Origin of the sequence: Acinetobacter variabilis (assembly GCF_000369625.1) — a bacterium.
GTDB classification, from domain to species: Bacteria; Pseudomonadota; Gammaproteobacteria; order Pseudomonadales; family Moraxellaceae; genus Acinetobacter; species Acinetobacter variabilis.
Genome location: NZ_KB850112.1, coordinates 342,827 through 356,527, shown reverse-complemented (window position 1 = coordinate 356,527; position 13,701 = coordinate 342,827). Strand labels below are relative to the sequence as shown.

Here is a 13,701-nt window from a genome sequence, read left to right as displayed (position 1 = left end):
TTATCCTGATTTATAATAACAGCCGCGTTGCTAGACTGAAGCAACTGACATGCTATTTCATTCAAACTTTTCGCAGCCCGGATGCGTTTATGCTGACACATTTAACTCTGATCAATTTTGCTTTGGCCGAGCATCTTGCTATTGATATTGATAAAGGTTTTAACGTTCTTACTGGTGAAACCGGTGCAGGTAAATCCCTGTTACTGGATGCTCTATCTGCTTGCCTGGGTGAACGAACCGATACCAATTATGTGCGTTATGGCACCGAAAAAGCCGATGTAACCGCGACCTTTAGCTATCAGGAAGACAGCCCTGAAGCAGGCTGGTTAAAAGAGCATGAACTCGATGATGAGTCAGGGGAAATTCATTTACGCCGGGTGATCTTTGCCACTGGACGTAGCAAGGCCTGGATCAATGGCCGCCCAAGCAGCCTGTCAGAACTTAAAGAAATTGGTCGCTTACTGGTTCAGCTGTACAGCCAGCATAGTCAGCAGCAACTTCTAGAACCGCCTTATCCCAAACACTGGCTAGATCGCTATAGCAATTTTTATGCATCAGCTCAGGAAGTACGTGACGCTTATAGCACCTGGCATAAAAATATTCGCCAGCATCAGGCCGCGCTAGATGCACAAGCAACCCGTAAGCAACGTACGGAAACTCTGGAGCTGCAACTGGAAGAACTGGAGGAAGTCGTCCAAACGGATTATCAGGAAATTGAGCAGGAGTTTGACCGTCTTTCACATCATGAAGCGATTATGCAGGACTGTGTCTATAGCCTGAATGGCCTGGACGAAGGTGAACAGAATATTTCGCAGGAACTGGCTTCAATTTTACGCCGTATGGAATCGCATGCCGGTCGTAGCGAGCAGCTTTCCCAGATTTACACTTCATTGCTCAATGCCCAAAGTGAACTCGAAGATGCGACGGCGACCTTACGCCAGTTTATGGATCGGCAAAGCTTTGATCCGGAACGTATGGAAGAACTGAATTCCAAACTGGAAGTGTTTCACCGTTTAGCACGCAAATACCGCACCCAGCCAGAATTGCTGAAAGAAGAATATGAGACCTGGCAGGCTGAACTTGAACAACTGCATCAGCTAGAAGACCCGGAAACTCTGGCTGAACAGGTCGAGGTCTCTTATCAGGAGTTTCTAAGCAAAGCCCAACATCTGGATCAGATTCGCCGTGATGCGGCCGAACCGCTGGCGAAGAAACTGACCGAACAGGTGAAACAGCTTGCCCTACCTGAAGCACATTTTGAATTTAAATTTGAGCCTTTGGAACATCCATCAAGTGAGGGTTTGAGTTTTATCCAGCTTCTGTTTACTGCCAACAAGGGCATTCCAGCCCAACCTCTGGCACGGGTGGCATCAGGCGGTGAATTATCCCGTATCGCCTTGGTGATGCAGGTGATGAATGCAGAAAAAACCGAAGCTGAAGTACTGGTCTTTGATGAAATCGATGTCGGGATCAGTGGCGGAACTGCGGAAATCGTGGGTCGCTTATTGGCTGATCTGGCACAGCATGTACAAATTCTATGTATCACCCATCAGGCGCAGGTGGCTGCACAGTCCGACCAGCATTTACTGGTGAAAAAACGTCAGACTGATCCGGCCAGCAGTACCATTATTAATCTGGAAGAAAGTGAAATTATACAGGAACTTGCACGTATGACGGGTGGCGTGGAAATTAATGAAACCACCTTGCAGCATGCACGTCAGTTAAGACAGTTAAAGTTTCAGCAAACATAAATCATGCTTCATAAAAAATCCCTGACTAGTGCAGGGATTTTTTATTAATAGTCTTTTAGTTTAAAATAACTTATAAAAAATTAATAAAAAATAAAGCACTCCGCTTTAAATATAAAATTTAATATTTTCTTCTATTTAATTATTTAGTTTGATTATTAAACAATTAAAAATAGATCTCTTGCGAAAGTCATTATTGCAAGTTTATCCGGTTTACGAGTGCAGCAATTAAGTTAATGCGTAAACCGAATCTTTTCCGTCTATTTCGATAGCGTTCACTTAATATTCTAAATCTTTTCAATTGACTATTAATGTGTTCGATCACAACTCGTATTTTTCCAATCATTTTATTGTACTTTTTCTCAACATTAAATAAGGGTAAATTCTTCTTTTTATTTATTGGCATCAATAACTTAAAGCCATCTTGCTCTAATCCGTAGTACCCTAAATCGGTCATAACATATTCACAATGTTTGAATTTCTTAACCGTTTTTCTTGCCAATTTAATATCATGCTGACTGCCATTCGATATATCTAACCCTATGATTTTTTTTGCTATTCGGATGATAGATCACTTGTGCTTTTAGCGTATGGTTCTTCTTTTACCACTGTAGAACTTACTCTGATTTTTTTTCGGACGTTCTATTGAACATTCTGTCGCATCAATCAATAAAATAAAACTGATTTTATTGATTTATTGAAAAAATAAAAAATACCTATTTGTAGTTTTTTTATACTCAGCATCTACAAAGCTAAGTTGTCAGTGGTGCATTTTTGTGGGATAAGTAAATAAAGGAATAGACAATTTGCAGAATTGAAAATCCAGTCTTTTGCCCTGATAAATCATCTACCACGATCACAAACGATATAGACTTTTGGAGAGCCGCTCAGGTGACTAAACAATATCTGACTCATCGTTGTCTGATTGCGCCACCCCATGCAAGTGACGATTTTTTTGCCCACACGGTCATTTATCTGGCCCGTCATGATGAAGATGGCGCTCAAGGGATCATTATTAACCGCCCTGCTGGCATTCAAATTAAAGAATTGCTGAATGATCTGGATATTGAAGCGGATAATGTCAATCCCCATGAAGTGTTGCAAGGTGGACCTTTGCGACCAGAGGCTGGTTTTGTCCTGCATACCGGTCAGCCGACCTGGCATTCCTCTATTGCTGTGGGTGAAAATGTTTGTATTACCACATCTAAAGATATTCTGGATGCGATTGCGCATAATGAAGGTGTAGGCCGCTATCAGATCGCCTTGGGTTATGCGAGCTGGGGTAAACATCAGCTTGAAGAAGAGATTGCCCGAGGTGACTGGCTGATCTGTGAATCCGATATGGACCTGATTTTTAACTTACCTTATAACGACCGCTGGGATGCTGCCTATAAAAAAATGGGCGTAGACCGAACCTGGTTATCTTCCGAGATTGGACATGCCTGATGTAAACGCGCCGAACACCATTATAGCGTTTGATTTTGGTACACAGAAAATGGGAATGGCAGTCGGCCAATCCCTGATTGAAAGTGCCAATCCCCTCCCTTTATTTCCCATGAAAGATGGGATCCCGAACTGGGATGAGTTGCTAAAAATCGTAAAAAGCTATCAGCCAGGCTTATTTTTGGTCGGCCTGCCACTGAATATGGATGATAGTGAATCTGAACTGTCGACACGAGCACGAAAATTTGCCCGCCGTTTACGTCATCAGACCAATATTGAAACCTTGATGGTGGATGAACGTCTGACCACTCGTGAAGCACGGGATGAACTGGATCATTATCAAGCACAAGGTCGCGGCAAAAAATTGTCAGCGGACAGTATTGCTGCTGCCCTCTTGATTGAAAGCTGGTATCGGCATCCGGTTGGACTACAACCTTAAATTTCTTTTTGAATATCAGCCATAGCATCTTTCGAGATGCTATTTTTTTGAATTAAAGAATCTCTTTTTTAGTTCATTGGGATACTTTCAATCTACAAGAATAGAGTGCCTTCATCAATCATTTTTTAATCATAAAACAATGACCAAAGAAATTTCTTCATCCTCACTTTCTCCCTGAGGGAGAAAGAATTTTAAATGCTAATGAACTAATATTTTTTGTTTTATCAAAGATAATTTAATTAAGAAAAAAAATAACGAAAAGTCAGGTTAATTCTGGGTTCCAAAATCCGAGTCGTTTTCCGGATACAATGTTTCCAGTAGTGTTGAGTCTGTCCACGCATCACAATCAATTGACCACTTTGCAAAAGCAGATCTACTGTTTTATTTTCTGTCTTATGTTTAAAGCTCATCTTGCGGGTTGCACCCAGACTGAGGGATGCAATCACATTTTCTTGGGATGTCCCCTGATATAAAGCCGCTTCATCATCACTATGCCAGCCCAGACCCTGCGAACCATCTTCATATAAATTAGCCAGACAGGAATTAAAGGAATGACCCACCAATTTCTCAATATGCTGCTTTAACCGAAATAGCCCCGGTGTCCAGATATGAGCTTGTTTGAAACTTCCGGAATAATGATATTGATAGTGTTCATCGCCATACCAGACGACTTTTCGCCCAGTGACATAGTGATTGCCAAATAAAGTGACTTCATCCGCTTGCCAGGCTAGATGAGCCAAAAAATGCTGTAAATATTGCTGGCTCTGCTGCTCATTTAAAATCTGGCCATAATCCTCTGCCACCCCATCAAAGGGTAATAAATTCACTTGAGGTTCTGGCGTAAACAGGTCCAAAGTCATTTAAAATCAGTCTAAAAATTTTAGTATCTTGCTGAAAAGATTGAGACTTATCCAGAAAAATTACAATCCAATTTCACAAATAAATACAACATTTACTCTTGTGAGCACCTCTATTCCTGCCTAGACTAAATCCAACTTTGACAATAAAAATAATTGCTTATGAATTTATGGCAGCTGTTTTTAAAACTTCGTCCCTTTGTCAGCCCTTATCGGCTTTTGGTGATTGCGACCCTCATTCTGACCCTGATTGGTTCCTTTACTGCTCAGGTCAATGCACTGACCCTGCAATATGCAGTCGACAGTATCAATGCTTTGCTGGAACAAGGACAAGGGCTGGATGAAGGCTGGCATATACTGATTACTATCTCTGCCATTTTACTTGGTAAAGAGGTGATGAATGCACTGGTCCAGTTTGGGCAGAAGTTTTATGGAGAAAAGCTGCGGATTTTTATTTCCCAAGATCTGGCTCAAGGCATTATTGAAAAGTTTTTAAAATACCGGCTGGCATTTTTTAATCAGGACAATAACCAGGCTGGAAAATTACAGACCCGGATCGACCGCGGAATTGGCTCCCTCACCCGACTGGTTCAGATCTTTTTTATTGATATTTTTCCTCTATTTACCAGTGCAATTGTCGCACTCGGGCTGATGTACTATGCCAATTTTTATGTCGGACTGGTCGCCACAGCGATTGTACCGATCTACTTCTGGCTCACCTATAAACAGGCACAAAAACTTGGTGGATGGCGCCGTAGTCTAAGAGATGGCCGGGAAAAAAAGAGCCAAGGGATTCTCAGCATCATCAATTCAATTACAGTCATCAAATCCTTTAACCGGGAATCGATTGAATCAGACAAGCAGCTGAGCTTGCAGCGTGAACTGACCGATAACCAGATGAAAACCCGGCAGACCAGCTTCCTGTTTGATGGCCTAAAAACCTTTATTGAACAGATCGGCATAGTCCTGATTATCATCCTGACTTCCTATTTTGTACTGGATGGCCAGATGAGTATCGGCATGATCATGTATCATGTGCTGCTCTTTAATAACGTTTCTGCCCCGATTCGCTCGTTGCACCGGATTTATGATGAAGTGAATGATGCCATGATTTATTCAGAAAGCTTCTTTAATATTCTGGAAGCAGATGCTGAAATTGAGCAAAGCGGACAGCAAAAACCACCTGTCCAAGGCCGATTTGAGCTAAGTGGCGTGAATTTTTATTATCCGAATGGGCATCATGCCTTAAAGGATATCAATATGGAAATCTGTCCCAATACCATTACTGCACTGGTGGGATTATCGGGAGCGGGAAAATCAACCTTGATCAGTCTATTGGATAAATTTTATGAACCACAGGAAGGCCAGATCAAACTGGATGGGATTGATTTAAAAGATTATGACACTCAATATCTGCGTGATCATATTGGATTGGTACTACAGAAAAACCATATTTTCCAGGGCACGATTTTTGACAATATTCGTTATGGCAAAACCAATGCCAGTATGGATGAAGTGATTGCTGCTGCTCAAAAAGCCTCGATTCATGAACAGATTTTACAGCTACCGGATGGTTATGATTCCGATGCCTTGCAACTGTCTGGCGGTCAGCAACAGCGGATTGCCATTGCACGGATGTTCCTGAAAAACCCGCCGATTATTTTTCTGGACGAGCCGACGGCGAGTTTGGATGCCATTGCGACAGAACAGATCAAACAAAGTCTGGATCAGATCAAGCAAGGCCGTACCGTGATTATTATTTCGCATAGCCTGTCTCAAATTATTGATGCAGACTATACCTACGTGATGAAAGAAGGTTGTATTGCCGAACACGGTGAACATGACGCGCTTTATCATCAAGACGGCGTGTATAAGGAAATTTTTGATGCGATGGCGAAGAGCCTGAATATTGAAAAAATTGCCAAGACTTTTGAAGATGATGCAGAGGAAGAAACGCATAGTTAGGTTAGCTCTTCATTCAACTCTCTCTAAAAAAGAAAAGCGGTCTTTAAAGACCGCTTAAAATCAAGATTCATTATCCAGTGCTAAAACCGCATAATCCATTCACCCTTAATATAGCGGTAATCGTAATTCGGACCATAGAACGAAGCACTACGATTATATCCGGCATTCATCCGCAGAAATTGCGAGCCACGAACAGGACTTTGTAAGTTAAGTCGAATAATCGGGCAGACTGACTCGGATCCTGATTGATTTTTTCTCGGCCAAAGCCTGCCGTTAAGCCTGCAGACCAGCCAGCAAAACGCTGACGCCAGCCAAGAGCGAGCATCGATTCTTGATAATCTTCTGGGTTGAAGTACTCTCTACCCACATCTTCTTCACTGCTGCGATACATACGATAACGAGCCTGAAGCGTTAGACTTAGATCTAGTGAAGGCTGATAAATCAGTCTAAGGCGGCCATGATCACGGCGGTTATCATCCGAGAAAAACTGTGTTCCCGCTAACCCCACGAGAGTGACATGTTCACCTAAACCCTGATCCAGTGCTGCACCAACAAAAGTAAAATTCGTTCCTGCATCAAGTGCAGGCTGGGTTTCAACCCAGTCACGATTAGCAAAAAGTTCTACTGCTGTCTTTTCTGCAAGTGCGGTACGGTAACTGCCATCAAAGGTCAATAAAGTATGATCACCTTGCTCAAATAACCCTGCTTCTAAGGTCCAGCCATTGGCTGTAGCGGACTCTATCACGCCCAATAAATGAGACTTTCTGACCATCACGTTTCCAGTCATCTGCCCTATATTGATAAGCGCTGCCAAGGATACCCACATAATGATCGGCATCTTCATATTGAGGCAAGAATTCCGCTGACAATTTACGAATCTGGAAGCCTTCGCTATCGTCACTCAGAAAGAATTCTGTTCCAGCCGCTCGTTCACTTGATGTCTGATTTTCATCTAATCCGTTGGGCAGGCTGGCAGTACTCAAACTCATGAGCAGAGGAACACATACATATCCGATTTTCATAGTGTTCATTTTGTTCCCCAGGTTTTTCGTGTTCTCAACACTTCATCCATATAGCCTAAAATACTGGCAGGTTGAAGCAGGAAGCTATAGGCCAATACATACAATAAAAAGCCACTGAAGTTTTTGCGGACCTTCAGCTCCAGGTCATTAAACATTCTGCGTTCAATCGAATAATTTAAGAAGCCCAACAGGAATGCCATTGGTAATAACACCAAGGTCATGATCCCGACAATCCAGTAGTGTCCAAAACATACCAGAATGATTCCCGGAATAAACCCAAAGGTAAAGGCAATATCCAGCCACGGGAAAAACAGGTTCCAGTAAATAAAAAATGTAGAGAGTCTTGGCTTGATTAAAATACTGGGATGCTTAATAAATGCTTCAATCATGCCACGAGCCCAACACTGACGCTGTTTAACAAACACTTTAAGCGTCGTCGGTGCATTGGTAAACAGGCAGGCATCCTCACAATGGCCAATCCGATAACCTGCATTTAACAAGGCCCAGGTCAGCACAATATCTTCACCTACACATTCAGGCCAGCCACCGACTTCAATCAGGGCATTACGGCCATAAATAGAGAAAGCACCTTGTGCTACCAGAGTTCCCTGATAGAGAGATTGCAGGCGTTTGGTTGCCGAGATTCCCAGAAAATAGTCCCATTCCTGAGTTTTGGTCGGCAGATTGGTACGCGAGTTACGTACCAGAATTTTACCCGCAACCGCACGTGTATTTGGAGGATCTGCCACATAACGCTCAACAATATTAATCAGAGCAATACGATGGAGATAAGAATCCGCATCGACGGTAATCACCAGATCATGTTCGGCAAGTTTCAGGCCTTCATTTAAGGCATGCGCCTTCCCTGCATTTTGCTTTAAATCCAGTAAAGTCAGCCAGGGAAATCTTGATTCTGCTTTGCGGACAATCTCTGCGATTTCATCCTGAGAACCATCATTAATCACAATAACCTGTAATTTTCCCGGATATTTTTGCTTGTTAATACTGACCAAAGTGTCTTCAATTGACGCGGCCTCATTGTAAGCAGCCACCAACGTGGTAATCCCTGGATAAACTGCTAATGGCTGGCGTTTAGGGCGTCTGTCCATCATCAGGCTCAATGCCGCAAATGAGTTCATAAATCCTGGAATAATGGCAATACCATAAATCAGAAAAATAGCCCAAAAGTAACCAACATAAGTGCTCAAATCATGCATCCAGTCCTGAGCAATCCAGATGGAAAATACGGTTCAAAAATACGCACCCATTAACGCGATCACAAACTTTAACTGCACAGAAAAGTAAATTCGGGAAGCTTCTCTTTGACTTTCATCAATGATCATGAATTTTCTCTTAAATGTATAATTTCACTGAGTAAATGAAAGCAGGGTTAGGTTTAGACCAGAAGTATGTGACTGATAACAAAAGAGCTTCGTTTTTCTTTCTTATCTATTGGTTTGATGAGCACATGAAAAAATCTTTTCACTTTCTGAAAATAATTCCATTTTCATAAATCAACCCCCGTTTTGCTAAATTACATACAAATTTTGTATGTTTTTTGATAAATAGTTCACATTTCTTTTAATTAAATTTATAACGCTTATTAGTAATTGTTATTTATGTGATTTTTCTCATAGTAATATTAGGGAACGCCTATCCTGTCTAGCTTTCCCAATATCAAGAGCATATTTTTGAAATAAAAAAAGCCTGCACAATGCAAGCTTTTTATCATTATTTAGGTTTGCTTAACGCTGAAATTTTTGTTCAATTTCTTCAACACTGCTATGACGCACATCCAGGCCCTTGACCATATAAATAACCTGTTCCGAAATATTACGTGCATGATCTCCAATGCGTTCCAGTGAGCGTAGCACCCAAAGCACATTGATCACCCGACTAATATGCCGTGGATCTTCAATCATATAAGTCATTAAGGTACGGGTAGCGGACTGATATTCCCGGTCAATGTCAGCATCTGCCTGCATCACGCGTAGCGCTTGGTCTACATCCAGACGGGCAAAGGCATCCAATGCATCATGAATCATCACCCGAACCTGATTACCAATATGTCGGGTTTCCATATAACCGCGTGGTGAACCACCCTCTTCACACAAAGTCTGGGCAATACGGGCAATTTTCGATGCTTCATCTCCAATCCGTTCCAGATCGGTATTGGCCTTGGACATGGCAAGCACCATACGCAGATCAATGGCAGCGGGATGACGGCGAGCCAAAATCAGGGTGAGCGCCTCATCAATTTCACTTTCCAAGCGGTTCACAGTATTGTCCTGAAACTGCACATCGACCGCCATGGCAGCATCTGTATCCAGCAGCGCATGAATGGCATTGGCTACCTGCTGTTCTACCATGCCACCCATGGTCATGAACTTGGTATTTACATCCTGCAATTCTTCATTGAATTGCGAAGAAATGTGATGACTGAGCACAGGATTATTGGGACTCAAGGAAATCTACTCCTGAACAGGAAAAGGCAAAAATACATCATGAACTGTGATTAAAGCATGACTATCATGAAAGTTTGATGACAACTTGTTAGCCTTCTTTAAGAACGGTCATATTCAATGAGCCAGGCATTCATCTCTGCCAGTTCCTTTTCTGTCAATTGTCCTACTGAAGCCTGTAATTGCAGTACATGCAGCAAATAATCATATTTGGCATTCAGATAATCGGTCTTGGTAGAGAAGGCATTGCGCTGCGCCAGTAATACATCCACCATGGTTTTTAAACCTTCCTGATATTGAGCTCTGGAAGCTTGAGAAACGATATCTGAAGACTGCATCGCTGCTTTACGTGCATTCAGTTTAGCCTCATCCGTTTCTACCTGCAGATAAGACTGTTTGACATCGGTGTTGGCTTTGCGAATGGCGGCATCCAGTTGGGCCTCACTTCTCTGTACATTCACGCCCGCCTGACGAATACTTTTTTGGGTTCGGCCACCGGTAAACAGATTCCAGTTAATCTCGACACCAATCTGGTCAAAATCCCCATTGGTTGATAACACTGTTTCAGGGGTCTGCTTTAAATAGCCATAGGTTCCAACGGCTTCAACCTGAGGATAGAGAGCCGCCTGCTCCACCCGTTTGGCATCTTCAGAATAGCGTTTCTGCAAACGTGCCTGCAAAATTTCCAGATTCTGGTTTTGTGCCAGTTCGGTCCAGGAACCGATATTACTCGGAACAGGTTTCTGGAACTGGAAATCCTCACGCAGAACCGCCAGATTTTCCTGATAAGCTCCAATCAACTTAGCCAACTGTTCCTGAGCTAGAACCAACTGCACCTGTGTAGAAATCCGGTTAGCTTGCGCACTCTGATATTGGGCATTGGCTTCACTGACATCACTTCTCGCCACGAGCCCTTCTCGAAGTTTGGCATTCATCATCCTTAACTGTTCTGATAAAGCCTGCTCTTCTTGCAGATAAGCCGTAGTTAAAGACTGCTGACGTAAAACATTAAAATAACCTGAGTTCGATGAAATATTTTAGCTTTTTAGCAAGTTTTGGAAAGTTGGCTTATTTGGATTTAAGCAATAAGCCACTATAGCAGCCATAATATTCACCATAAAGTTATTCACCGAACGATGACGTGAATGGTCAATTTGATGTAAGTTTTTTAACTGATCATTCACTGTTTCGATCAATCCTCTTCTGCAAAGCAATTGTTTTTCTTCTTCAGTTTGGATGGGTTTATTTTTCATATTCTTGCGTGACGGGGTTAATAGTCTGAGCCCCCTTGCTGCTAAAGCTTCAGTTTTTGCTTTACTCAGATAGCCTTTATCGCCCAGTAAAATACCTTTTAACTCTTGGGTTAAAGATTCAAGTACAGCAACATCATGAACACTTCCCGATGTAATCTTGAGATTAATAATTTCACCCAAGTTGTTGATAACAATATGGACTTTAAATCCATAAAACCAACCTGTGCTACTTTTACCACGACCAGCTAAGCCTTTAAATACACGATGTCTTTTAATTCTAAGATTATGGCAAACGACCAATTTAGTCGAATCAATAATACAAATTCCGGTATCTTCTCCTTTAACTTGATGGAAGAAACTACTCAAAGCTTGCAAACAACGCGGCATAATTTCAATAAAACGATTGTAACTAAGAAGCTTGGGAAAAGCTGATTTCCAAAATGGGATGATCATATGACAATAAAAATATTTGAAAAATCTAAACCCGGATTTATGAAATAAAATGACAATGGTCATGACTTCAGACAAGCTTAAAGCTGACTTTTTCATTGTTGTTTTTTGATCAGAAATTAGAGCTTTCTCTAAAGATTCATTAAACTTTTTGCAGAAATCATCCAAGATACAAAATAATTCGGTAATATAGTCCATGAAAAAGCCTTGCTCTGAAATGTTTTGTCTTCGTAACCAAGATATTACAGATGCTAAGGCTTTTTTTTATTTATTTTTTATGTCGAACTCAGGTTAAAATAGGCTTCTGCCACCTGCAAAATATGCTGCTGCTTTTGCAGACGCAAATTAACTTCGCTGAGTTCTACTGAAGTTTTGACCTGCTTATAACCTTGCCAGGCATCCCAACGAAATAGTGGCTGACGTGCAGTGACTGCAATCTGACGTGTGGTCGTACTCGAACCTTGTAATTCCCCAAATTCAACAGGCAAGCCTTCTATCGATGAATTATCAGCAGACTGGTTTTTACGGGTCACATTTCCAGATAAAGTCACAGTCGGCAATAAATTTCCGCTGGCAATGCCCAGATTGAGCTGATCCGACTGGTATTGCAACAGATTCGCCTGCCAGTTCGGATCATTCTGCTGGGCACGCTGATAAGCTTCGAGCAGATCCAGCGCAAACAGTGTGGGACTGGCCCCCAATAAACAGGCACTGACGATGAGTTTTAATTTCATTTTATAGTTTTCACCCCTACAGCCATTTAAATCATCAGATTAAGGCGCTTTAAACCCAGCAATACTAAAGATTTCTTTTGATTTTTTACGTATGACTTTTATTACTTTTCTCTTATAGATCCACGATTTTATTCAATATTCCTCCTACTTTCCCCATCCTGCATCCTAGCTTAACAAAGCCATTCACAATACTACACATAGAACTTGAATTAGATCTATACAATATAGCTCCCAGTAAGGCAGTTATTTCTGATTTCATCTATATAGAGTCCTGAAGCATAGTGTTAACGCGAATTCATTCGATATTCAAAGTTTGTTTTGTTTTCAGCAGTTTGCTGTTCGTAGGCGGATGCCAGCAATCCTCAGAACCGCAGGTTGAAATGGAACAGGCCGAGGTTAAAACCGTTCAATCTCCCGCGAACGATTTCACCCTCATGTGTGAAAATATTGAAAAAAACATGTCCCAGATTAATGAACAGCGCACCACTTTTGCACTGGAACAGATTAATCAGGATCTTAAAGTGTGTCTGCCGCTGATGGAACTGGCCGAGCAGAAACACCTGATGCAGCGTTCTACTGAAATGTATCAACGCTTCCTGCATGTGGAACGTACCGAATTCCAGCAACGTGCTTTCGAGCAATATGCCTTGGAAATGGCTCAACATCCCACCATTCAGCAAAGCCACTTTGAACAGTTAACTACGCGTGACCAGTATTTATTGAAGCATAAAGGTCAGGCCTATGTAGAACTGCTGGATCAGGGCAATGGCACGCTGCAATATCGTCGTAGCCCGGAATACTTGGCGCGTATCTTTGCACCGTATTTACCGGCTGCCGAAAAGGTATTTATTGAAAATCTGGCTGAGCAGAATATGGAACCGGTCTTGGTCGAAAAACGTTTGCAGCTTGAAGCCGCCAATATTGCCGCTCGCGCTCTGTTCTGGGAAGATTATCTGCAAACCTATCCGAAAAGCAGCTATCAGCGTGATGCCGAATATCTGCTGAAACAATATACTTATTTCCTGTTTAGAGGCAGCGAGCAATCACCAATCTCTGAAGATTATCGTGATCGTTATTCGGTAGAAACCAGCCATCTGGAAACTATTATCGGTCTGGCGCGTGGTCAGAAATCCAAGTTATCGACACAGGCACAATTATTTTTAGAGTTTCTGGACATGAATCCTGAACAGCGTCAGCGTGCCTTAGCTGCGGATTATCGTAACCGTTCCAGCACTGAACAGATTTTATATTATGCCCAAGTCACCCCACCCTCACAGAACTACGGTAAAGACTGTTTTAAGGATGCCATCTGTCTTTAAAACAATCTT

11 protein-coding genes and 3 pseudogenes are annotated in these 13,701 nt (G+C 42.0%); 5 read left to right on the top strand and 9 right to left on the bottom strand.

Annotation, left to right across the window (positions count from 1 at the left end):
• Positions 1 to 89 precede the first annotated feature (89 nt).
• Complete coding sequence (gene recN / locus F897_RS04210; protein ID WP_005233524.1) at positions 90 to 1,751, top strand: DNA repair protein RecN; 1,662 nt, start codon at positions 90 to 92, stop codon at positions 1,749 to 1,751.
• 190 nt (positions 1,752 to 1,941) lie between these two features.
• Here the strand turns inward: recN and F897_RS16960 are convergent.
• Positions 1,942 to 2,421: pseudogene (locus F897_RS16960) on the bottom strand (transposase family protein); the annotation flags it as partial.
• A 218-nt stretch (positions 2,422 to 2,639) separates the two neighbouring features.
• Between F897_RS16960 and F897_RS04200 the strand changes: the two are divergent.
• Together F897_RS04200 and ruvX are read left to right on the top strand one after the other, a co-directional pair.
• A complete protein-coding gene (locus F897_RS04200) occupies positions 2,640 to 3,194 on the top strand; it encodes a YqgE/AlgH family protein (RefSeq protein ID WP_004787233.1) in 555 nt (184 codons plus the stop codon).
• On the top strand, positions 3,187 to 3,630 hold the full coding sequence (ruvX, locus tag F897_RS04195; RefSeq protein ID WP_005233522.1) for a Holliday junction resolvase RuvX: 444 nt from the start codon (positions 3,187 to 3,189) through the stop codon (positions 3,628 to 3,630). Before F897_RS04200 ends, ruvX begins: the two co-directional genes overlap by 8 nt.
• Before the next feature lie 239 nt (positions 3,631 to 3,869).
• Here the strand turns inward: ruvX and F897_RS04190 are convergent, their stop codons facing one another.
• Positions 3,870 to 4,490: an alpha-ketoglutarate-dependent dioxygenase AlkB family protein gene (locus F897_RS04190; protein WP_005233520.1), complete on the bottom strand. Its 621-nt coding sequence runs from the start codon at positions 4,488 to 4,490 to the stop codon at positions 3,870 to 3,872.
• A gap of 159 nt (positions 4,491 to 4,649) precedes the next feature.
• Between F897_RS04190 and F897_RS04185 the strand changes: the two genes are divergently transcribed.
• Entirely contained in the window at positions 4,650 to 6,452 is a 1,803-nt protein-coding gene (locus F897_RS04185; protein WP_005233518.1) for an ABC transporter ATP-binding protein, read from the top strand.
• A 166-nt stretch (positions 6,453 to 6,618) separates the two neighbouring features.
• On the opposite strand, the gene F897_RS17915 is transcribed toward F897_RS04185, so the two are convergent.
• The 7 genes and pseudogenes from F897_RS17915 to F897_RS04155 form a co-directional block, all read right to left on the bottom strand.
• Positions 6,619 to 7,224, bottom strand: a complete 606-nt coding sequence (locus F897_RS17915; protein ID WP_224213975.1) for a hypothetical protein — start codon at positions 7,222 to 7,224, stop codon at positions 6,619 to 6,621.
• Positions 7,145 to 7,483, bottom strand: a complete 339-nt coding sequence (locus F897_RS17910; RefSeq protein ID WP_005233510.1) for a hypothetical protein — start codon at positions 7,481 to 7,483, stop codon at positions 7,145 to 7,147. Before F897_RS17910 ends, F897_RS17915 begins: the two co-directional genes overlap by 80 nt.
• Positions 7,480 to 8,691 carry a glycosyltransferase family 2 protein gene (locus F897_RS04175; protein WP_005233509.1) on the bottom strand — a complete coding sequence of 404 codons (1,212 nt, stop codon included), beginning with the start codon at positions 8,689 to 8,691 and terminating at the stop codon, positions 7,480 to 7,482. The genes F897_RS17910 and F897_RS04175 overlap by 4 nt, the downstream gene beginning before the upstream one ends.
• Before the next feature lie 528 nt (positions 8,692 to 9,219).
• Positions 9,220 to 9,939, bottom strand: a complete 720-nt coding sequence (gene phoU, locus F897_RS04170; protein ID WP_004787240.1) for a phosphate signaling complex protein PhoU — start codon at positions 9,937 to 9,939, stop codon at positions 9,220 to 9,222.
• Positions 9,940 to 10,037: 98 nt separating this feature from the next.
• Positions 10,038 to 10,952, bottom strand: a pseudogene (locus tag F897_RS04165) (TolC family protein); the annotation flags it as partial.
• A gap of 21 nt (positions 10,953 to 10,973) precedes the next feature.
• Positions 10,974 to 11,837, bottom strand: a complete 864-nt coding sequence (locus F897_RS04160) for an IS982 family transposase (protein ID WP_004729973.1) — start codon at positions 11,835 to 11,837, stop codon at positions 10,974 to 10,976.
• Between the two features lie 89 nt (positions 11,838 to 11,926).
• Positions 11,927 to 12,373 (bottom strand): annotated as a pseudogene (locus F897_RS04155) (TolC family protein); the annotation flags it as partial.
• A 281-nt stretch (positions 12,374 to 12,654) separates the two neighbouring features.
• Between F897_RS04155 and F897_RS04150 the strand changes: the two are divergent.
• Positions 12,655 to 13,692, top strand: a complete 1,038-nt coding sequence (locus F897_RS04150; RefSeq protein ID WP_051069696.1) for a hypothetical protein — start codon at positions 12,655 to 12,657, stop codon at positions 13,690 to 13,692.
• The last annotated feature ends 9 nt before the right edge of the window (positions 13,693 to 13,701 follow it).

Bases quoted from the DNA above. Each gene is read 5' to 3' on its own strand.
- F897_RS17910 (WP_005233510.1), bottom strand. From the start codon at position 7,483: ATGAACACTATGAAAATCGGATATGTATGTGTTCCTCTGCTCATGAGT.
- F897_RS04190 (WP_005233520.1), bottom strand. From the start codon at position 4,490: ATGACTTTGGACCTGTTTACGCCAGAACCTCAAGTGAATTTATTACCC.
- F897_RS04185 (WP_005233518.1), top strand. From the start codon at position 4,650: ATGAATTTATGGCAGCTGTTTTTAAAACTTCGTCCCTTTGTCAGCCCT.
- ruvX (WP_005233522.1), top strand. From the start codon at position 3,187: ATGCCTGATGTAAACGCGCCGAACACCATTATAGCGTTTGATTTTGGT.
- F897_RS17915 (WP_224213975.1), bottom strand. From the start codon at position 7,224: ATGGTCAGAAAGTCTCATTTATTGGGCGTGATAGAGTCCGCTACAGCC.
- F897_RS04175 (WP_005233509.1), bottom strand. From the start codon at position 8,691: ATGCATGATTTGAGCACTTATGTTGGTTACTTTTGGGCTATTTTTCTG.
- F897_RS04160 (WP_004729973.1), bottom strand. From the start codon at position 11,837: ATGGACTATATTACCGAATTATTTTGTATCTTGGATGATTTCTGCAAA.
- recN (WP_005233524.1), top strand. From the start codon at position 90: ATGCTGACACATTTAACTCTGATCAATTTTGCTTTGGCCGAGCATCTT.